21 protein-coding genes and 1 tRNA gene are annotated in these 18,902 nt (G+C 48.2%); 14 read left to right on the top strand and 8 right to left on the bottom strand.

From position 1 onward, the window contains the following. Positions 1–15: 15 nt before the first annotated feature. From kbl to BST99_RS11870, 3 genes are all read left to right on the top strand, one after another. A complete protein-coding gene (gene kbl, locus BST99_RS11880; protein WP_105001995.1) occupies positions 16–1,209 on the top strand; it encodes a glycine C-acetyltransferase in 1,194 nt (397 codons plus the stop codon). 110 nt (positions 1,210–1,319) lie between these two features. Beyond that, positions 1,320–2,696 carry an OmpA family protein gene (locus BST99_RS11875; protein ID WP_105001994.1) on the top strand — a complete coding sequence of 459 codons (1,377 nt, stop codon included), beginning with the start codon at positions 1,320–1,322 and terminating at the stop codon, positions 2,694–2,696. 34 nt (positions 2,697–2,730) lie between these two features. Further along, positions 2,731–5,454, top strand: coding sequence for a PD-(D/E)XK nuclease family protein (locus tag BST99_RS11870; RefSeq protein ID WP_146106294.1), 2,724 nt, complete (start codon positions 2,731–2,733; stop codon positions 5,452–5,454). Here BST99_RS11870 and BST99_RS11865 read toward each other — a convergent pair. From BST99_RS11865 to BST99_RS11855, 3 genes are all read right to left on the bottom strand, one after another. Continuing rightward, positions 5,451–6,182 carry an SDR family oxidoreductase gene (locus tag BST99_RS11865; RefSeq protein ID WP_105001992.1) on the bottom strand — a complete coding sequence of 244 codons (732 nt, stop codon included), beginning with the start codon at positions 6,180–6,182 and terminating at the stop codon, positions 5,451–5,453. The genes BST99_RS11870 and BST99_RS11865 overlap by 4 nt on opposite strands. A gap of 45 nt (positions 6,183–6,227) precedes the next feature. Next, a tRNA-Ala gene (locus BST99_RS11860) sits at positions 6,228–6,304 on the bottom strand. Between the two features lie 92 nt (positions 6,305–6,396). Further along, positions 6,397–7,128 carry a universal stress protein gene (locus BST99_RS11855; RefSeq protein ID WP_317046190.1) on the bottom strand — a complete coding sequence of 244 codons (732 nt, stop codon included), beginning with the start codon at positions 7,126–7,128 and terminating at the stop codon, positions 6,397–6,399. Positions 7,129–7,241: 113 nt separating this feature from the next. On the opposite strand from BST99_RS11855, the gene BST99_RS11850 reads away from it, so the two are divergent. From BST99_RS11850 to BST99_RS11830, 5 genes are read left to right on the top strand one after another with little or no spacing between them, the layout of a single operon-like run. Continuing rightward, positions 7,242–7,742 carry a GNAT family N-acetyltransferase gene (locus tag BST99_RS11850; RefSeq protein WP_105001991.1) on the top strand — a complete coding sequence of 167 codons (501 nt, stop codon included), beginning with the start codon at positions 7,242–7,244 and terminating at the stop codon, positions 7,740–7,742. A 17-nt stretch (positions 7,743–7,759) separates the two neighbouring features. Beyond that, entirely contained in the window at positions 7,760–9,094 is a 1,335-nt protein-coding gene (locus tag BST99_RS11845) for an MATE family efflux transporter (RefSeq protein WP_105001990.1), read from the top strand. 33 nt (positions 9,095–9,127) lie between these two features. Beyond that, positions 9,128–9,898, top strand: coding sequence for an enoyl-CoA hydratase/isomerase family protein (locus BST99_RS11840; protein WP_105001989.1), 771 nt, complete (start codon positions 9,128–9,130; stop codon positions 9,896–9,898). 6 nt (positions 9,899–9,904) lie between these two features. Further along, positions 9,905–10,225, top strand: a complete 321-nt coding sequence (locus BST99_RS11835; protein ID WP_105001988.1) for a hypothetical protein — start codon at positions 9,905–9,907, stop codon at positions 10,223–10,225. Between the two features lie 31 nt (positions 10,226–10,256). Continuing rightward, positions 10,257–11,057 (top strand): UDP-2,3-diacylglucosamine diphosphatase, encoded by an 801-nt coding sequence (locus BST99_RS11830; protein ID WP_105001987.1) that lies wholly within the window; start codon positions 10,257–10,259, stop codon positions 11,055–11,057. On the opposite strand, the gene recJ is transcribed toward BST99_RS11830, so the two are convergent. The 3 genes from recJ to BST99_RS11820 are packed head-to-tail and all read right to left on the bottom strand — an operon-like array spanning position 10,991 to position 13,148. Further along, a complete protein-coding gene (gene recJ / locus BST99_RS11825) occupies positions 10,991–12,430 on the bottom strand; it encodes a single-stranded-DNA-specific exonuclease RecJ (RefSeq protein ID WP_317046169.1) in 1,440 nt (479 codons plus the stop codon). The two genes, BST99_RS11830 and recJ, sit on opposite strands and share 67 nt — an antisense overlap. After that, on the bottom strand, positions 12,430–12,720 hold the full coding sequence (locus tag BST99_RS15040) for a hypothetical protein (RefSeq protein WP_317046168.1): 291 nt from the start codon (positions 12,718–12,720) through the stop codon (positions 12,430–12,432). Before BST99_RS15040 ends, recJ begins: the two co-directional genes overlap by 1 nt. A gap of 5 nt (positions 12,721–12,725) precedes the next feature. Then, positions 12,726–13,148, bottom strand: coding sequence for an OsmC family protein (locus BST99_RS11820; RefSeq protein WP_105001986.1), 423 nt, complete (start codon positions 13,146–13,148; stop codon positions 12,726–12,728). 50 nt (positions 13,149–13,198) lie between these two features. Here BST99_RS11820 and BST99_RS11815 point away from each other — a divergent pair, with 50 nt between their 5' ends. Next, positions 13,199–13,789 (top strand): carboxymuconolactone decarboxylase family protein, encoded by a 591-nt coding sequence (locus BST99_RS11815; protein WP_105001985.1) that lies wholly within the window; start codon positions 13,199–13,201, stop codon positions 13,787–13,789. On the opposite strand, the gene rsmI is transcribed toward BST99_RS11815, so the two are convergent. Both rsmI and BST99_RS11805 read right to left on the bottom strand, forming a co-directional pair. Beyond that, positions 13,786–14,463 (bottom strand): 16S rRNA (cytidine(1402)-2'-O)-methyltransferase, encoded by a 678-nt coding sequence (gene rsmI, locus BST99_RS11810; protein WP_105001984.1) that lies wholly within the window; start codon positions 14,461–14,463, stop codon positions 13,786–13,788. The genes BST99_RS11815 and rsmI overlap by 4 nt on opposite strands. Before the next feature lie 2 nt (positions 14,464–14,465). Beyond that, on the bottom strand, positions 14,466–15,125 hold the full coding sequence (locus tag BST99_RS11805; RefSeq protein WP_105001983.1) for a hypothetical protein: 660 nt from the start codon (positions 15,123–15,125) through the stop codon (positions 14,466–14,468). Positions 15,126–15,266: 141 nt separating this feature from the next. Here BST99_RS11805 and BST99_RS11800 point away from each other — a divergent pair, with 141 nt between their 5' ends. The 5 genes from BST99_RS11800 to BST99_RS14705 all read left to right on the top strand — a co-directional run. After that, positions 15,267–15,902 carry a thymidine kinase gene (locus tag BST99_RS11800; protein WP_105001982.1) on the top strand — a complete coding sequence of 212 codons (636 nt, stop codon included), beginning with the start codon at positions 15,267–15,269 and terminating at the stop codon, positions 15,900–15,902. After that, complete coding sequence (alr, locus tag BST99_RS11795; RefSeq protein WP_105001981.1) at positions 15,868–17,019, top strand: alanine racemase; 1,152 nt, start codon at positions 15,868–15,870, stop codon at positions 17,017–17,019. The genes BST99_RS11800 and alr overlap by 35 nt, the downstream gene beginning before the upstream one ends. Positions 17,020–17,120: 101 nt before the next feature. Continuing rightward, positions 17,121–17,546: a large conductance mechanosensitive channel protein MscL gene (mscL, locus tag BST99_RS11790; RefSeq protein ID WP_105001980.1), complete on the top strand. Its 426-nt coding sequence runs from the start codon at positions 17,121–17,123 to the stop codon at positions 17,544–17,546. A 147-nt stretch (positions 17,547–17,693) separates the two neighbouring features. Continuing rightward, on the top strand, positions 17,694–18,698 hold the full coding sequence (locus BST99_RS11785; protein ID WP_105001979.1) for an aspartate-semialdehyde dehydrogenase: 1,005 nt from the start codon (positions 17,694–17,696) through the stop codon (positions 18,696–18,698). A gap of 8 nt (positions 18,699–18,706) precedes the next feature. Then, the coding region (locus BST99_RS14705) for a hypothetical protein (protein ID WP_245916254.1) at positions 18,707–18,902 on the top strand (196 nt) is incomplete at its 3' end.

Raw genomic sequence — 18,902 nt, 5'->3', positions numbered from 1 at the left:
GACAATACTTATATAATGTACGGAGCCATACAACAACATTTACAAGAAGAGCTCGAAGCCATACGCGAATCGGGACTTTTTAAAAAAGAAAGAATTATCACCTCGCCTCAGGAAGCGGTTATCCGATTAGAGAGTGGTGAAGAAGTAATCAACTTCTGCGCAAACAACTACCTCGGCTTGTCCAATCATCCCGAGGTTGTCCAAGCAGCGAAAGATGCCCTAGACAGCCACGGCTTTGGGATGTCGTCTGTACGCTTTATCTGCGGGACACAAGACATCCACAAAAAACTGGAAGCGGCCATCGCAGAATATTACCACACGGAGGACACCATCTTATACGCCGCCGCCTTTGACGCCAATGGCGGACTGTTCGAACCGCTGCTTACTGCAGAAGACGCTATTATATCAGATGCCCTTAACCACGCTTCCATCATTGACGGGGTACGCCTGTGTAAGGCCAAACGCTACCGATACGCCAACAACGATATGGCAGATTTAGAAAAGCAGTTGCAACAGGCTCAAGCGGATGGCGCTCGATTTAAGATGATTGTCACGGACGGAGTCTTTTCTATGGATGGCCTTTTGGCTCCCCTGGATGCCATTTGCGATCTGGCTGATCAATACGACGCCCTGGTGATGATTGACGAATGCCACGCGGCAGGCTTTATCGGGGTAGAAGGAAAGGGCACCCTTCAAGAAAAAGGGGTCATGGACCGAGTCGATATCATTACCGGAACCCTCGGAAAAGCCCTTGGCGGCGCTATGGGTGGATACACTACCGGAAAAAAAGAGGTGATCGAAATGCTGCGCCAGAGAAGTCGCCCCTACCTGTTTTCCAACTCTTTAGCTCCCTCAATTGTCGGAGCCAGCCTAAAAGTTTTTGATCTTTTAAAAAAAGATTCCAGCTTAAGACAACAACTTCGTACTAACACGCGTTACTTCAAGGACCAAATGAAAGCAGCAGGCTTTGATATTATCGATGGAGAGTCTGCTATTGTACCGGTCATGCTTTATGACGCGAAGTTATCTCAGGAGATGGCGGACCGTTTGTTGAAGGAAGGGATCTACGTGATTGGGTTTTTCTATCCGGTTGTACCCAAGGAAAAAGCCAGGATTCGAGTTCAACTTTCGGCAGCGCACAATCGAGAACATCTCGATAAGGCAATCGCCGCTTTCGTTACTGTAGGAAAGGATTTAGGGGTAATTTAATCCCCAAATTTCGTTAAACAAGGCGAAAAAAAATAAGAATATGATTTTGTTAATAGCTTTTAACAACTTACATTTGTCGCTGATAAACACTTAAACTTAAAATTTTGAACATGAAACATCTTAGCAAATTATTTGTTGCCAGCCTGCTTGTTCTTGGCTTGAGCAACGCTAACGCGCAAGACTCCAACAACCCTTGGCAGGTTAGTTTCGGTATTAATGCAATCGATGCATATCCTACTGGAACTGAGCAGTCTCAAGGAGTTTGGCGCACACCATTCCAAAGTGGAGATTTTTTGGAGGATTTCTTCAACGTAAGTGACCACTGGAATGTTCTACCTTCTGTTTCTTATGTATCGGTTAGCCGTTATATCGGGGATGGATTCTCTGTTGGTGCTCGTGGGTCTTTGAACCGCATTGAAAACCTAGGAGACGCTTCTTTCGATGATCTTTCGCATTTCGCAATTGACGGTACGATTAAGTACAACATCTTGAAAGAAACTACTATTGACCCCTTCGTACAAATTGGTGGTGGTTATACCTGGATCGATGAAATCGGTGCTGGAACCTTCAATGGAGGTCTTGGTATGAACATTTGGTTCTCTGAGAACATCGGTCTTTCTCTTGAAACTCAATACAAGCACGTATTCGAAGATTACAGCCCTAGCCATTTCCAACACATGGCGGGTATCAGTGTTCGTTTCGGTGGTACAGACACTGATGGTGATGGTATCTACGACAAAGACGACGCTTGTCCAGAAGTTGCTGGCCTAGAAGCATTCAACGGATGCCCAGACGCTGACGGCGATGGAATCGAAGATTCTAAAGACAGCTGCCCTAACGCTGCTGGTTCCAAAGAAATGAACGGTTGTCCTGACGCTGACGGTGATGGTGTTGCTGATAAAGATGATGCTTGTCCTAACGATGCTGGTCTTGAGTCCATGGGTGGATGCCCTGATTCTGACGGTGACGGTGTTGCTGACAAAGACGATACTTGTCCTAACGAAGCTGGGCCTGCTGCTAACAACGGATGCCCTTGGCCTGATACGGATGGTGACAGCGTACTAGACAAAGACGATATGTGTCCTGCTCTTGCTGGGACTGTCGCTAACAATGGATGCCCAGAAGTAACTGAAGAAGTACAGAATCAGTTGAACGACTACGCTCGTACAATCTTATTTGATACTGGTAAAGCTAGCATCAAAGCAGAATCTACTTCTGTAATGGTTGATATCATTCAAATCTTGAATGAGTACCCTAACGCTAAATTTACTGTTGAAGGGCACACTGACAGCGTCGGTAGTAAGAAACTGAACCAAAGCTTGTCTGAGAAGCGCGCTAACTCTATACGTGACTTCTTGATCGAGAAAGGAATCTCCGGATCTCGTTTGACTGCTATCGGATACGGTGAAGAAAAACCAATCGCTACTAACAGAACTCGTTCTGGAAGAAAGCAAAACCGTCGTGTTGAAATCAACTTGATGAAGTAATTCTTCTCCAATAGAATATTAAAAGCTCCGCCTTGTGCGGAGCTTTTTTGTTATGGCCGATTCCTTTATACACCTGGTTCTGGAAGATCTGCAAAAGCGAGACCTTGCCGCGGAAGAATGCACCTTTATCGTTCCCAGTCAACGTACGGCCATTCAACTCAAAAGAACCATTGGGCAGCTTTCAAAGCGAGCCTTATTCTCCCCTCCCGTCTATACCCTAACCGAATGGGTAGCCGAACTGTGCCAAAAGCAAAGTCCTTCTTCTTCATCCCTATTACTCGAGCTATTCGAAGCCTATCGGATCATCCAAACCGAATCAGAATGGGTTCCTTTTCAAACCTTTATGACATGGGCACCCGGTTTGCTGTCTGATTTTGATCAAATTGATCGATACCGCGTTCCTGCAGAGGAGTTGTTCGAGCAACTAACTGAACTTGAACGAATCAAACGCTGGGATCCTTCTGGAGATTCGACTCCTCTTATAGATCAACACCTGGCATTCTGCGCTTTGCTCTTTCCTCTGTACAATCAGCTCAATAAGCAGTTGGCAGACAAAGCTCAAGGGTATTCCGGAGCTTTATTTAGAGAGGCCTCAGAGCTTCGTGCTACCCAGAATATTAAGACCAACACCTCTTATGTTCTTTTGGGTTTCAACGCCTTGAGTACCTCAGAATCCAAGCTGTTTCAATTTCTTTTGGAAGAACGAACTACACACCTGTACTGGGATATCGATCGGCTCTTTCTGGACCAGGACTACCACGATGCGGGACTATTTATACGTGCCTATACCCAGCAGTGGCCCTACTACAAAGACCATCCCGTACTAGGGCTGCACGAAAAGTACCAGGAAGCTAAAAAAATCCGCATATCACAGTTGCCTCACCCCACCACCCAAGCGCATTATGCAGGGGAATGGCTGAAAAGTAAAAGAGAAAGTGATTCTGCTGCCCTTATTTTAGCCGATGAAGAGCTCCTGCCTCCCCTCTTACAATGCATCCCGGACCAAGTAGAGACCTTGAACATAACCATGGGACTGCCCTTGAAGGAACAACAGCTGTATCAAGCCCTTGACCTGATCTGGCAACTCGAAATTCGCCGAACCGATGAAGGATGGCTCAGTTCAGACCTGCGAGCGGCCACTGCGCATCCCAGACTTTCTGCGTATTTACGCTATAAGGGTATCCCGGAGTCTTCCCTTCAGCGAATTGGACTCCTCAATTTGCCTGAACGTCTCAATGCAGAGTCCTTAAGTGCTCTACTTGCTCAATTCGTTTTACCTGAAGAAATTTTCAGAGCAGAGCGCTTTGAACCCCTTTCATTTTTACAAAATCTATTGGACTTCTTGCCGCAAGTCGACCTCAATACTGCTGGCGACCACCAATCCCTTGGACTGCTTTTGCGCTTGTTGGAAGAAACCCGATTGCATTGCGAGCAGTATCCCTTTCTAAAAGACAGCATGACTGTATACGCCTTATTCGCCCAAAGTGTCCGCCAGGCCAGCCTTGATTTTATCGGAAATCCCTTTGAAGGCACCCAACTCATGGGAATTTTGGAAAGCAGAAACCTGGCGTTTAGAGAGGTCATGATTACCTCTCTAAACGAAGGAATTTTACCCAAAGGAGAAATCGGGCAAAGCGTCATTCCGTATGAATTACAAAAGCATTATGGCCTACCCACTACCAAAGAAAAAGACGCCCTTTTTACCTACCACTTTTACCGCGTTTTGCAATGGTCTCAAAATATTGAATTGGTCTACAGTGCTCCGACCGACGCCCTGATGGGAGGAGAACCTAGTCGCTTTATACAGCAACTACTTGCTGAGCCTATGCCTGCACATACTGTTGAAGAAGAATCCCTGGCTTCTCCCGTTCAAATTCACCGCCCTCTAGCCATAAAAATCAAAAAATCTCCAGGGCTGCTTGTTAGACTCCAACAGTACGCTGAAGAAGGGTTTTCGCCGAGTAGTTTAAGTCTCTACCTCCGTAATCCTTTGGATTTCTATAAGCGGTATGTGCTTCGCATTCCAGAAATTGTTCAGACCGAACTGGGTCTTGCTCCTCGCTTGCTTGGGAATGTAGTTCACCAATGTCTTGAATGGTTATATGAACCGGTACTTAACCAAAACCTGGACCCGGCCTTTTACGAAAATGAGCTGGATCATATTCCCCAGTTGGTAAAACGCGGTCTTTTGGAAGAACTCCCGGGACAAGAGACTCATCGCGGCAAATACGTGTTGATTCAAAAAGTAATCGAGCGTTACCTCCATCACTTCCTGGAACAGGAAAAGGCTCTTCTTGAATCCAAAAGTATCCGAGTACTTTCCTTGGAACAACAGTATAAAACCCATTTGAATAAAGAGAAAACTCGGCTGTTAAAAGGAACTTTGGACCGGGTAGAAGAAGTCGATGGTAAAATTCGTATTGCTGACTATAAAACCGGAAAACTAATTCTTTCAGAACTCGAATATCAAGGGATCGGAGAAGATTTACGGGAAGAAAAATCCCAAAAGAGGTTTCAGCTGCTGTGTTACGCGCTCCTCTACAAGGACGCCACAGGGCACATTCCTGACCAAGTTGGTATCTACCCTATCAAAGACAAGGGAGCCGGCTTACAGAGCCTATTTGAGCGGCAGGGACGTAACAAGACTTCTGTACGTTTAGAGGAAAAAGAGATAGAAGCTTTCCGGGTATTTTTAAACGTCTTGATTGACGAAATCATGGATCCGGAAATTCCCTTTATCGAAAATCTCGACCCCTAAGATTTTAGGTCCGGTCTGGACGGACGAATTTCGACCTTACTTGGAAGGGTTCGTGCTGGCATTCGTAATAGATCCAAAACTAGAGTTCCTAGATCCTCCGGCTGAATTTTCCAAGCATCTTTTTCTGAGGGGGTGTTTCCGTTGAATTCACTCGCTACAGAACCGGGCATCAAGGTACTCACTTTGATGTTGTAGGGCCGCAAATCCAACATGGCCGCTTGGGTAAAACCAACAACGCCAAACTTTGAAGCGTTGTAGCCCGCACCTTTGGCAAAGAAGTTGGTACCCGCCAAACTTGCAATAGTAAAATAATAGCCTTCACTGGATTTCAGAGCTTCAACACTTGCTTTTAAGCTGTGGAAGACCCCGGTTAAATTGGTATCCATCATCGCCTTCCAATCCTTAGGGTCTAATTGATCCACCGGGGCAAATACCCCCAAGCCTGCATTGGCAATAACCACATCCAATCTTCCCCATTTGTCCAAGATCTTTTGGACCGCCGCTTCTTCTTGTTGAAGATCTGATACATCGGAACCCAGCCCCAAAACCCGGTCTTCTAGCCCCAATTCCTGAGCAACTTTTTTAGCCTGATCTGAGCTGCGTCCAGAAATGGCTACGCGCATTCCGTAAACCAAGAACACCTCAGCCATGCCTTTTCCTATTCCTTTGGTTCCTCCCGTGATGTAGACGACCAACTCCTTGAGGTCTTTGCGCGATGTAAAATCCATAACTCTTGCTTACAAAAAAGCCCGTTCTTACAAACGGGCTAGGGTTGGTGGAGAATACCGGAGTCGAACCGGTGACCTCTTGCATGCCATGCAAGCGCTCTAGCCAGCTGAGCTAATCCCCCTTATTTCAATAAATCCCCTCCAAAAAAAGGGATAACAAAGGAACCAAAATTTTCGGAAAGTATCAAAAAATACCCTTCCTAATGGCACACTTTTAATACTTATTCACACGCAGAACCAATACCGGAATAGGAACAAAGAATTCCTCTTTTCCGATGGTGTTCTTTTCCCAGAGCTTTTTGAAAAAACCTCGTTTGCGTCTGAACACACAAAGCAGATCCGGTTCATTGTCCTTAAAGTGCTCCAATACCCCTTGGTAAGTCGTCGCATTTTCACTGATCTGCAGCCCTTCACTCAAATCCAATAAACTAGTGTTTACCTGCAAGTCCTCTTCGGTATAACCCGGGGTTTTAACCAAGAGCAGGTTGACCTTAGAGCGGTGCTTATTCATGATTTCGATCAAGGGATTTAAAATGGTATTGCGCTTGATAATCCCTGATTTAAAGGCCGTTAGAATGGAACTAAAGGGTTTGTAAACTGTTCCAACAGGTACGATTAAGGCCGAAATATTGGTCTGCTTTATAATCTTACCGGAAGTCGTCCCCAAGTACAGTTCCTCCTGTATATCATTGCTCTGGGGTCTTAGGATGACCAGATCAATTTCCAGGGTGCGATTCAGTTCGATTAATCCATCAGCCAAGTCGCCCTGATAGGTCGCCAGATTGATTTCTACCCCCTTCTGATCTACCTTGGCAATGATTTCTTTGAGCTGCTCTTTGGTGTTTTGGTTAACCGTTGCACTGACATTGCGCAGACCGGCCGATCCAGGAGCAGAAAAAACATCCATTAAAAAAACTTTGGCCCCAAAATCAGCGGCAAAATCTATGGCGTATTGTAGGGTAAAGTTAGAATCAGGGCTGTGCCCAAGGGTACGAGTATGTTGTTCATCGCGTTGCTAGATCGTATTGAATTACATTTGCTGAATAAGCATTTGATTCAATGATTCGACGACCAAAAATAGCTGAAATAAACGAGATTATGGCCATCACCCAGGCCTGTGCAAGGGACATGTCCAGTAGGGGGATAGAGCAGTGGAATGAACACTACCCCTCCCGAACAGCCTTTGAGTACGATCTGGAAATGGAGGAGCTTTTTGTTATTGAGCAGGACCAAAAAATCATTGGATCGGTTACCCTTTCCTTTACCAAAGACGAAGAATACAAACCCATTGAGTGGTTAGGCCCAGACACCAAACACCTCTATGTGCACCGGCTCTGTGTAGATCCTGAGCAACAGGGAAAAGGCGTCGCACGGCAATTGATGGATTTTGCAGAAAATTACGGCAAGAAACAAGGCTGTGCTTCCGTTCGCCTCGACACATTTTCTCAGAATCCCCGGAATATCCGCTTTTACAAAGCTCGTGGATACCAGCAAAGAGCTGACGTCTTTTTTCCGAAACAGAGCACACACCCCTTTCACTGTTTTGAACTCCTGCTTTAGGCGCTACCTTTGCAGCAGTGAAAAAGGAGGTCAACTTTAAGAGCATCAACCGACTGGCGATTCCTGCCACCATCTCCGGGATTGCGGAGCCTTTGCTCTCGATTACCGATACCGCCATGGTCGGGAACATCCCCGAAAACGATGTGGAGTCTTTAGCGGCTGCAGGCATTGTCGGGGCCTTTCTTTCGATGTTAATCTGGGTGCTTGGGCAAACCCGCAGTTCAATTTCGGCCATCCTTTCTCAGTACTTGGGAGCCGGAAAACTGGACGAAGTGAACCGCCTACCTGCGCAGGCTATTTTTTTCAATGTCCTGCTTTCTGTTCTTGTTATTGTTACTACTCTGCCCTTTGCCCGGCCGTTATTTGCTTTGTTTGAAGCTGATGGTTTGGTCCTGGATTATTCGGTGAGCTACTATTCCATTCGGGTCTGGGGGATGCCTCTGACGCTCTTCACTTATGCCCTATTTGGGGTTTTTCGAGGATTACAGAACACCTTTTACCCCATGGTCATCGCTCTGATCGGCACCTTGGTCAATATCGGGCTCGATTATGTCTTTATCTACGGAATTGAAGGCGTTCTGCCCGCGATGTATCTGGAGGGTGCTGCCTATGCTAGCCTCATCGCTCAGGCCGTCATGGCCTTGTTGGTCTTTTTCTTTATCCGCCGCCACACGCCCATTCCTCTGCGCTTGAAGTTTCCTATCCACCGTGAAATGCGAAGAATTGTGGCCATGAGTGCCAACCTTTTTGTGCGCACCATCGCCCTCAATGCCGCCTTGATGCTGGCTGTACGAGAGGCAACCGCCTTGGGCGACCGCTATATTGGCGCTCACACCATCGCCATAAACCTCTGGCTGTTTGCCGCCTTCTTTATTGACGGCTACGGCGCGGCCGGCAACAGTATGGGGGGGCGATTTCTGGGTGCAAAAAACTACGCCAACCTTTTGGAGCTCGCTAAGAAGATTTTACTCTATGGATTTTTGGTTAGCCTACCCTTGGCGGGCTTGGGCTTTCTCTTTTACAGCTCGATAGGCGAGCTCTTCTCCAGTAATGCGGAAGTCTTAGAAACCTTCGCCTCCATCTTCTTCCTAGTACTTGTTGGGCTGCCATTCAATACCATGGCCTTTGTGTACGACGGTTTGTACAAGGGCATGGGCGAAATGAAATTTCTACGCAATGTACTGCTGGCCGCTACAGGGCTCGGATTCATTCCTTTGCTCTATTTCGGTTTGGACATGGGTTGGGGCATCTATAGTATTTGGATCGCCTTTTTAGGCTGGATGTTTATCCGGGGGAGTGCCTTGGGGATTCATTTTTGGAGGAGGTACCGCCCATTGGCTCAGCCCCATTAAAAGCGTACATTTGAGTAAGACCGCATACAATTCATGAGTACAACAGAACGCACCCAGGGTAGCTTGTATACCAAAATCGATCAGGGGGTTGCCCATTTTGAATTCGGGCACCCGGCGAGTAATTCTTTTCCGTCCGAACTCTTGGCTCGACTGGCCAAAGGCTTAGAAGACATCGCCTTAAACCCAGAGGTAAAACTGGTCGTTTTGCGCTCCGAAGGAGATCGAGCATTTTGTGCCGGGGCCTCCTTTGACGAACTATTGGCCATTTCTACCCCTGAAGAAGGGACTGCCTTCTTTAGCGGATTTGCCCATGTGTTGCAAGCCTTGCGCAATTGCCCACAACCCGTGATTGGACGTGTACAGGGTAAAGCTGTTGGCGGTGGGGTTGGACTAATTGCTGCCTGTGATTATGTGCTCGCCACGGAAGCGGCCTCGGTACGCCTTTCGGAGGTGGCCATTGGCATTGCCCCGTTGGTTATCGCCCCAGCCGTGCGCCGTAAGCTTGGGGCAGCAGGACTCGCGACCCTTTCTTTGGATCCAAAGCATTGGCAAAACGCCTACTGGGCTAAAGAGAATGGCCTCTACCAAAAAGTTTTTGAAAATATCGCTGAGCTGGACCAGGGGCTGGAAGACTACCTGGCGCAGATGGCCCCCTATTCAGGGGAGGCCTTGCGAAAACTAAAGCAAGCCCTCTGGTCAGGAACAGAATCCTGGGACCCCCTGCTGTTTGAGCGGGCGAGTCAAAGCGGTCAACTGGCCTTAGGAGATGAAGCTAAAGAAGCTTTAAAGGGCTTTAGAAAATAAGCAGAAATGAACGGATTATCCCTTCGGGTTTTTGTGCTCGCTTTTGTGGCATTAACCCTTTTCAATTGTAAACCCAAGTCCGTGGAGAAGCAGGAAGCATCCTCCCCTGAAAAAGAGGGGCCTCAAACCAAAGACGCCCAACCCCACGCTGCCTTCTTTCAGGATCCCTTTGCCTATTTCGTACAAGTATTGAAAGAAGGTCATGAGATCGAAGCCTACGGTTTGGCTTCTCTCGAAAATAACCTGCGGGTGGTTCAGATTCTCGAAGCGGCTAGAATTTCGGCTGAAAGCGAGAAAGCGGTTCAATTTAAGGAGCTCTTTCCTTGACCCTGCTCATGATCTTAGTAAATTAGCGGCCATGGAGACCATCCAACTGCCTGCACTTCAACCGGGGAAGAAGATTTATTTTGCCAGTGACAACCACTTGGGAGCGCCTGATTTGGCCAGTAGTCGCCCAAGAGAAAAGCAGTTCGTTAAATGGTTATCTGATATTCAAGCCGACTGCCAGGTACTCATTCTGGTCGGTGACCTCTTTGATTTTTGGTTTGAATACAAGACGGTTGTTCCCAAAGGCTTTGTGCGTGTGCTGGGGAAATTGGCCGAAATGGCCGATCAGGGAATCGACATCCACTATTTTGTCGGTAACCACGACCTTTGGATGTTCGGGTATTTTGAAGAAGAGTTGGGCATTCCGGTTTACCATGAGACTCGGCTTTTTATCTGCGGAGAAACCCGCTTCTTTGTTGCTCATGGCGATGGCCTGGGACCAGGCGACCGCGGCTTTAAATTGATGAAAAAAGTCTTCACCAATAAGGTTTGCCAGTGGCTCTTTCGCTGGTTCCATCCCGACTTGGGAGTACGCCTTGCACAGCACCTCTCGGTCAATAACAAAATCATTTCGGGGGAAGCGGACACCCGTTTTTTAGGTGAAGACAAGGAATGGCTCATTCTCTACGCAAAACGCAAACTGGAAGAAGCCCATTACGATTACTTCATCTTTGGTCACCGCCACCTGCCTCTGCAACTCCAGCTAAAGGAAAACAGCGACTACGTAAACTTAGGGGATTGGATTGTCTACCTCACCTATGCCGTTTACGATGGCTCCTCACTGAGTTTAGAGTCCTTACCGGAAGGGCGTAAATCCTTGATCTCTAACTGAAGGCTGGTTCTGCCTTGCCATTGATTTTCTTCTAACGAAAAGACCACATCCACGGCTTGTTGATCCGCCATGTCCGAAAGGCGATCTGCGAGCGAAAAACCGATTCCGCCAAAGAGGGTACCGTTCTGATTAAACTCAGCCTTTAAATGGGTTTGGTCCTGTCCAACCTTGCGGGATCGACCGGTATCTGTCAGGCCTCGGCTGCTGAATAAAGGAGAAGGGTTTTCGGGCCCGAAAGGTGCAAACTGCCTCAATATTTGGTAAAAGGATGGGGTGAGCTCTTCGAGCTGTACTTCTTTATCAATATGCAGCTCGGGTTCTTGTTTTTCGGTGCCCAAGTGCTCCTGAACCACTGCTTCGAATCGTTCGATAAAGGCCGGAAGTTTTTCGGGTAATACGGTCAGCCCGGCCGCAAAGGTGTGGCCGCCAAACTGCTCTATGTGCTCCGCACATTCTGTGAGCCCTTGGTAGAGGTCAAATCCAGGGATGGAACGAGCGGAGGCCACCCACTTTCCTTGGGATTGAGTAAAGACCACCGTAGGTCTGTAGTGGTGCTCCATCAGGCGGGAAGCCACAATTCCGATCACTCCTTTGTGCCAGTTTTCCTGATAGACTACGGTAGAGCATTGGTCCTGTAAGCCCTTTTCTTCAATAAAAGCCAGGGCCTCATCCGTGTTTTGCTTTTCGGTTTCTCTCCGGTTTTGGTTGAGCTGTTCTATTTCTTCCGCCAGGGATTCCACCACTTGAGGGTCCTCTGAACTGAGCAGGTCAACCGCCCTGCTCCCGTGTAACATACGGCCTGCTGCATTAATCCGAGGAGCAACCGAAAAAACCAGGTCCGAAAGCTGGTACTCTTCTTTATTCCTGTTCTTCAGCAGGGCGCGGATTCCGGGCCTTCCTTCCTTATTCAACTGCAAGAGACCAAAGGTAGCCAGGATGCGGTTTTCGCCCGTAACCGGAACGATATCAGCAGCTACCGCTGTAGCCACCAAGTCCAATAAGGGGTTGGTGGTCGATGGCATTTGGCCGTAATGGGTTGTCAAGGCCTGAGCCAATTTATAGCCCACTCCGCATCCACAGAGTTCCTTGTATGGATACGCACAATCGCTTCGTTTGGGGTTAAGAATAGCCGCCGCTTCGGGCAATTCGGGCCCGGGGCGGTGGTGATCACAGATGACAATATCAATCCCCCGTTCCTTGGCGTAGCGCACCTGTTCTATGGCCTTAATTCCACAATCTAGGGCGATGATCAGTTCAAAACCATTGTCCTGTGCAAAGTCAATTCCCCTTAAAGAGAGCCCATAGCCCTCCTTGTACCGATCAGGAATGTAGGTGGCGATCTCTGGGCTGTGTGACCGAAGAAAGGTGTACATCAGGCAACCGCCGTCGTCCCGTCTACATCGTAATCCCCATACACCAGGATACGCTGCCCTTTTTCAATGGCCTCCGCGACCCGTTGCACCGCCCGGTCCATATCTTTCATCATGAAGGGATCGTGTAGTTCATCCAGGGAAGCGCGAAAGAAACCTTTAGCTTCTTCCAGGGTTCGGATGCCTCGTTGAACCAGGAGTTCCGAAACGAGGGGAGATACTTTGGGGCCTAATTCTTTTTGCAAAGCGCTTACCTCCTCAGGCTTGGGGGGTGATTTAAGAATCCAGCGCATAGGCCCTAGTCGGTGTGAAAAATCGTCTTGAGTTCCAATTCTGCAAAACGACGGAACATCTCCATGACTCCGCAGTACTTTTCGATCGAAAGATCCACAGCTCTTTGCAGTTTGGCTTCGTTCAGGTTAGAACCGTGGAAGTGGTACTCCACCACAACTTTATCGTAGTACTTGGGATGTTCATCGGTGAGGTTGGCGATGGTCTCTATATGAAATCGATCCACCTCGAGTTTCATTTTCTCAATCAGAGAGGCCACGTCCAGTCCGCTGCATCCGGCCAAGGACGAAAGCATCAAGGCCTTGGGTCTCAGGCCGTCATCTGAGCCGCCATTTTCTTCCCCGGCATCAATCCGGATTGTCAAACCCGAGGGGTTGTTACTTTCAAAAGCCATCCCGCCTTTCCATTCGGTCGATACACGATTCGTCATCCGCTTATTTTTTGTTTCTTGTTCTTCGATAAAACCCTAAAACTACGAAAATGCCCTTAGTAACCCCTCTTTCTCCTGACCACGATCCGGAAACAAGAGAACTCGCCGAATTCTTTAACGAGACCCTCGGTTTTTGCCCGAATTCTGTTTTGACCATGCAGCGAAGACCTGCCATTTCCAAAGCCTTTATCAACCTCAACAAGGCGGTGATGGCCAACGAAGGGCGTGTCACTTCAGCCCTTAAAAGAATGATCGCCTGGGTGAGCAGCAATTCCACCGGCTGTCGTTATTGTCAGGCCCATGCCATTCGAGCGGCAGAGCGTTACGGAGCGGAGCAAGAACAGCTCGACAACATTTGGGAATACCGTACACATCCGGCTTTTTCAGAAGCCGAGAGAGCCGCCCTTGACTTCTCTTTGGTTGCTTCACAGGTCCCGAATGCCGTGGATCAAGAGATCAAAGACCGCCTATACGAGCACTGGGACGAAGGAGAAATTGTCGAAATGTTGGGTGTTATCTCTTTATTTGGCTACTTGAACCGTTGGAATGACTCTATGGGTACCTCCATCGAAGACGGGGCGGTGGAGAGCGGTTTGCAGTATTTAGGCAAGCACGGTTGGGAAAAAGGCAAGCACGTCTAGGCCTTTCCTCTTCCTTCAATCACCAACACGAATTCTCCTCGTGGAGCGTGGGATTCAAAATGTTCTTTCACTTCCTTCAGGCTACCTCGCACGGTTTCTTCGTGGAGTTTGGTGAGCTCACGGCTCACCGAAATCTGACGTTCCTCTCCGAGGAATTCAATTAGATGCCCCAAGGTTTTTAAGAGTTTATGGGGCGATTCATAAAGCACCAGGGTACGGCTTTCGGAAGCGATGGCTTCCAACCGCGTTTTACGTCCTTTTTTTGGGGGCAAAAAGCCTTCAAAAACGAAGCGGTCGCAGGGCAGACCACTTTGCACTAAGGCCGGCACAAAAGCAGTCGGCCCCGGCAAGGCTTCCACCTCAATCCCCTCTTCAATACAGGCCCGGGTGAGTAAAAATCCGGGGTCCGAGATTCCAGGACTTCCCGCATCGCTGACCATGGCCAGGGTCGCCCCTTGCTTCATCTTTTGAATCAATTTGGGCAACTGACTGTGCTCGTTATTTTGGTGGTGGGCCAACAGAGAGGTGTCGATCGAGAAGTGCTTCAGTAGTTTTCCGCTGACACGGGTGTCCTCCGCCAAGATCAAATCGGCTTCTCTCAGGCATTCGACTGCCCGAAAAGTGATGTCCCCTAAGTTCCCGATCGGGGTAGGGACAAGGATCAATTTTCCCATGATTACATTTGGAAGGCCCGGCTCACTTCTGCCTTAAAGCGCTCTTCCCAGTCCGGTTTACCTTCCCAGTTGAATTCTGTTTTGACATTGTGCTCGATGTACTCCAGCGCTTCTGCTTCAGAGCCTAATCCCGAAATGTTTTGGATCACTTTCTGGAAGTCTTCTTCGCTTTCGTCAAAGAGGTTGTTGACGAAGGCGACCTTATCGTTTAGCCCAATGGCAAACTTTCGGGTTTGTTTTTGCAATACAGAGGCAGCGAGTCCACCTTCATTGATAGTGCGCTCATCTTTCATCAACTCTCCTGCAGAAAGGAGTTCAGAGAAAAGTTGGTCCATGGCCACATCGGTATTCATCTCGGTGACCATGTGCTTGATGGTGTCCATTCCCGGGATGATGATGTCCTCATCGTGAGGGTTGGTTTCGGGCACCGTCGAATTGGCGGTCATCACGGCATTGGCCAATTTCTCAAATTTTTGAGCGATCTCGTTCTTGCTCACATCCACTTCAATGTGATCGAGTTTTTCTTCAATGTATTTTAGCACCGCGAGTTTTTCGTAGAGCTTGCGAGCTGATTCGTAGAGTTCATCAACAGATTCCGTATCGAGATTGCTGGCAATCCGCTGGCTTAATCGGCGTAATTCTTCTTTGACTTTTTTTTGCATGACCTCTACTTTTTTACAAGGTACAATCTATTGTGGAGAAGGGTTTCCAAGAAAAGGTTAAATCTGCCCTGTTTCTGCCCTCCTTATTTTACTACTTTTGGGAGAGGAGAGAATCCTTTCCCTACCCTTCAAAAGTACACTATGTTTCTGGAAAATACCGTAAATCCTGAAGAACAGTTCGGCTGGATCGAGGTCATATGCGGTTCCATGTTTTCTGGAAAAACAGAAGAACTGATTCGACGCCTGAAGCGAGCACAATTCGCCAAACTCAAGGTAGAAATCTTCAAACCCATTTTGGATGTACGCTATGACGAAGACCTTGTTATCTCGCACGACGCCAACGAAATCCGTTCTACGCCCGTGCCGGCTGCAGCCAATATTCGTCTGCTGGCCGATGATTGCGATGTGGTGGGGATTGATGAAGCCCAATTCTTCGATGACGAAATTGTCACGGTTTGCAATGACCTGGCAAATCGAGGAGTACGCGTAGTCGTGGCCGGACTCGATATGGACTTTAAAGGAAACCCTTTTGGACCTATGCCGGCTTTGATGGCCACCGCAGAGTACGTAACCAAGGTTCATGCCGTCTGTACCCGCACGGGGAACTTGGCCCACTACTCCTTCCGTAAGTCCTCTGACAAGCAATTGGTTTTATTAGGGGAAACCCAAGAATACGAGCCCTTGAGTCGCGCTGCCTACTACAAAGCTATGTTGCGTGAAAAGCTGGGCGGTATGGATGTCAATGCCGAAGAACTTAACCCCGATAGCGAATCCTGATTTGAGTCAAGAGCACCCCACGGTTTTAGAAATTGATTTAGGCGCTTTGAAGCACAACCTGCAGGTGCTCAAAAGTCGTCTACAGCAAAAGACCAAATTTCTGGCTGTTGTCAAGGCCTTTGCCTACGGCTCCGATGCCCTGAAAATCGCCCAAACCCTGGAAGAAGAAGGCGTGGATTATTTGGCGGTTGCCTATACCTCTGAGGGGATTGCCCTGCGCGATGGCGGAATCCGCCTCCCTATTTTGGTCTTGCACCCTCAGCCCGATCAACTGAGCCGCTGTATTGATCGCTGTCTGGAGCCCAGTATTTACTCTCCCCGCTTGTTACGGGCCTTCGTAAAAACAGCAGAAGAAAAGCAACAAACCGACTATCCTATCCACCTGAAGTTCAATACCGGTCTAAATCGTTTGGGCTTTTGGGAAAATGATGTAGACCGGGTCAACGAGCTGCTACAAAACACCCGCTCGACCAAGGTTAAAGGTCTCCTTTCCCATCTCGCTGCTTCCGATGATCCTGCAGAAAAGGAGTTTACCCAAGCCCAGCTGAAACAATTCGAAAAGATCGGGAAAGAGCTCGTCGAAAAATTGGGCTACCAACCCTTGCGACACCTCTTGAATTCTTCAGGGATATTGAATTATCCAGAGGCACAATTCGAAATGGTTCGCTCCGGTATTGCCCTCTATGGCTACGGCAACGCTCCTGAATTTGATGCAGAGCTCAAGCCCCTCGGGCGCTTGCGTACCGTGATTTCTCAATTACATAAAATTGAACCGGGAGAATCGGTGGGCTACAACCGGGCTTATAAAGCGGAAGCTTACCAGCTCATCGCTACCCTGCCTCTTGGTCATGCCGATGGTATTGGACGTCAGTATGGCCATGGAAAAGGCCAGGTCTGGCTTCAAGGTCAGTTGGCCCCCATCATCGGCAACGTTTGTATGGATATGTTGATGGTCGATGTCACCGGCCTGGATTGCAAAGAAGGAGACCCGGTAATCGTCTTCGGACCGGAGCATTCCGCAGAGGATTTTGCCCGTGGTGCGGGCACCATCTCCTATGAATTACTAACTGGTATTTCTTCCCGTGTGCCCCGGCAAATCATCGACTCAACTCGCTAGTTTTCAGGATAATCCGTCTACATTTTGTCATAAAAGACCTACAATAAAAAAAATTTTAGCAACTTGCGTCCCGTAAACATTAACATTTAAATCACATCATTATGGGATTCTTTAAAGACTTCAAATCCTTTCTAATGAAAGGAGACATTGTTAGCTTGGCCACGGCTGTCGTTATTGGCGGGGCCTTCAGTACCATTGTCAACTCCGCCGTAAAAGACATCATCATGCCGATTGTTGGTGTGATTACCGGGGGAACGGACTTTACTCAACAGTACATCGCCTTGAATGGGGAAGCTTACGAAAACCTCGCAGCGGCCCAAGAAGCCGGTGCTGCGGTACTAACCTACGGAAACCTGATCCAGGCCATCATTAACTTCATCATTGTTGGCTTGTTCATTTATGTGTTTTTAAAAGCCTACGAAAACACGCAAAAGAAAGAAGAGGAGGCTCCAGCAGCCCCTGCGGGTCCAACTCAGGAAGAGTTGCTTGCCGAAATTCGCGATTTGCTCAAGCAGCAAAACAGCTAAGATACTGGTCAACAGCGGCCAACCGCTACACCACCTTTCATTTAAAGCCGCCTATGACCATCGTTGTAGGCGGTTGTTTTATTTATCACAAAAAAGGGTTGTTTGGGCGCAAGAGAAGACTAATTTTACTCCCTTAATTCAGGAACTATGAAAGTTGCAGTTGTTGGGGCTACTGGCATGGTCGGTACCGTGATGCTCCAGGTGTTGGAAGAAAGAAATTTTCCGTTGGACGAATTACTCCCCGTTGCTTCGGCAAGGTCAATCGGAAAGACGCTTCCGTTTAGAGGAAAAGAGGTGCCCGTAATAGGGATGGAAGATGCTATTTCGCGCAGACCAGACATTGCTCTGTTCTCTGCCGGGGGAGGAACCTCTCTGGAGTGGGCCCCGAAGTTTGCCGAAGTGGGCACAACGGTCATCGACAACTCCTCCGCCTGGCGAATGGATCCCACTAAAAAACTCGTCGTTCCCGAAATCAATGCAGATGAATTGGGGCCTGATGACAAAATTATTGCCAACCCCAATTGCTCTACCATTCAATTGGTCATGGCTCTATATCCCTTGCACCAGAAATACAAACTCAAAAGGGTGTTGGTTTCGACCTACCAATCCGTTTCAGGAACAGGGGTAAAAGCTGTAAAGCAGCTGGAAGACGAAACGGCTGGGATCGAAGGAGAAAAAGCGTATCCGCACCCGATTAGCCGAAACGCTTTACCTCACTGTGACGTCTTTGAAGAGAGCGGGTATACCAAAGAAGAAATGAAGCTCGCTCGCGAGCCTCAAAAAATCCTGGATGACCGCACTTTTTCTGTGTCAGCCACCGCGGTTCGAATCCCGACCGCAGGAGGTCATTCCGAAGCAGTCAACGTGGAATTCTACAACGACTTTCAACTCGAAGAAGTTCGGGAATTGCTCGAAGCCATGCCTGGTGTAGTGGTCGAAGATGTTCCGGAAGAAAACCGCTATCCGATGCCGGTGAACGCCCACGGAAAAGACGAAGTTTTTGTCGGCCGAATTCGACGGGACTTAACACAGCGCAACACCCTAAATATGTGGGTTGTAGCTGATAATTTACGCAAAGGGGCCGCAACAAATGCAGTACAAATTGCAGAGTACCTCTGCGCTAAAAAGGGTATCTTAGAGGGAATCAATTGAAAGACCCTATGAAGAAAATCATTCCGGGTTTGGCAGTATTGGCATTGGCCGCTTGTCAGCCCGAGAAAAAAGCAAAACCCGTGACCTATCCGGAAACGGTCAAAAAGGACTGTGTCCTCACCTATTTTGACACGGAGCTCAACGACCCTTACATGTGGTTGGAAGACGACCGCAGCGAAGAAACTGAAGCCTGGGTAAAAGAAC

Source organism: Aureicoccus marinus (assembly GCF_002954325.1).
Taxonomy (GTDB): domain Bacteria; phylum Bacteroidota; class Bacteroidia; order Flavobacteriales; family Flavobacteriaceae; genus Aureicoccus; species Aureicoccus marinus.
Note: the sequence above shows the minus strand (reverse complement) of the source record. Positions and strands in the feature narration are given on the sequence as shown.

What these genes read in the sequence shown, in the direction of transcription:
- kbl (WP_105001995.1), top strand. Translation starts at nt 16, where the DNA reads ATGTACGGAGCCATACAACAACATTTACAAGAAGAGCTCGAAGCCATA.
- BST99_RS11875 (WP_105001994.1), top strand. Translation starts at nt 1,320, where the DNA reads ATGAAACATCTTAGCAAATTATTTGTTGCCAGCCTGCTTGTTCTTGGC.
- BST99_RS11865 (WP_105001992.1), bottom strand. Translation starts at nt 6,182, where the DNA reads ATGGATTTTACATCGCGCAAAGACCTCAAGGAGTTGGTCGTCTACATC.
- BST99_RS11850 (WP_105001991.1), top strand. Translation starts at nt 7,242, where the DNA reads ATGATTCGACGACCAAAAATAGCTGAAATAAACGAGATTATGGCCATC.
- BST99_RS11840 (WP_105001989.1), top strand. Translation starts at nt 9,128, where the DNA reads ATGAGTACAACAGAACGCACCCAGGGTAGCTTGTATACCAAAATCGAT.
- BST99_RS11835 (WP_105001988.1), top strand. Translation starts at nt 9,905, where the DNA reads ATGAACGGATTATCCCTTCGGGTTTTTGTGCTCGCTTTTGTGGCATTA.
- BST99_RS11830 (WP_105001987.1), top strand. Translation starts at nt 10,257, where the DNA reads ATGGAGACCATCCAACTGCCTGCACTTCAACCGGGGAAGAAGATTTAT.
- recJ (WP_317046169.1), bottom strand. Translation starts at nt 12,430, where the DNA reads ATGTACACCTTTCTTCGGTCACACAGCCCAGAGATCGCCACCTACATT.
- BST99_RS15040 (WP_317046168.1), bottom strand. Translation starts at nt 12,720, where the DNA reads ATGCGCTGGATTCTTAAATCACCCCCCAAGCCTGAGGAGGTAAGCGCT.
- BST99_RS11820 (WP_105001986.1), bottom strand. Translation starts at nt 13,148, where the DNA reads ATGACGAATCGTGTATCGACCGAATGGAAAGGCGGGATGGCTTTTGAA.
- BST99_RS11815 (WP_105001985.1), top strand. Translation starts at nt 13,199, where the DNA reads ATGCCCTTAGTAACCCCTCTTTCTCCTGACCACGATCCGGAAACAAGA.
- rsmI (WP_105001984.1), bottom strand. Translation starts at nt 14,463, where the DNA reads ATGGGAAAATTGATCCTTGTCCCTACCCCGATCGGGAACTTAGGGGAC.
- BST99_RS11805 (WP_105001983.1), bottom strand. Translation starts at nt 15,125, where the DNA reads ATGCAAAAAAAAGTCAAAGAAGAATTACGCCGATTAAGCCAGCGGATT.
- BST99_RS11800 (WP_105001982.1), top strand. Translation starts at nt 15,267, where the DNA reads ATGTTTCTGGAAAATACCGTAAATCCTGAAGAACAGTTCGGCTGGATC.
- alr (WP_105001981.1), top strand. Translation starts at nt 15,868, where the DNA reads ATGCCGAAGAACTTAACCCCGATAGCGAATCCTGATTTGAGTCAAGAG.
- mscL (WP_105001980.1), top strand. Translation starts at nt 17,121, where the DNA reads ATGGGATTCTTTAAAGACTTCAAATCCTTTCTAATGAAAGGAGACATT.
- BST99_RS11785 (WP_105001979.1), top strand. Translation starts at nt 17,694, where the DNA reads ATGAAAGTTGCAGTTGTTGGGGCTACTGGCATGGTCGGTACCGTGATG.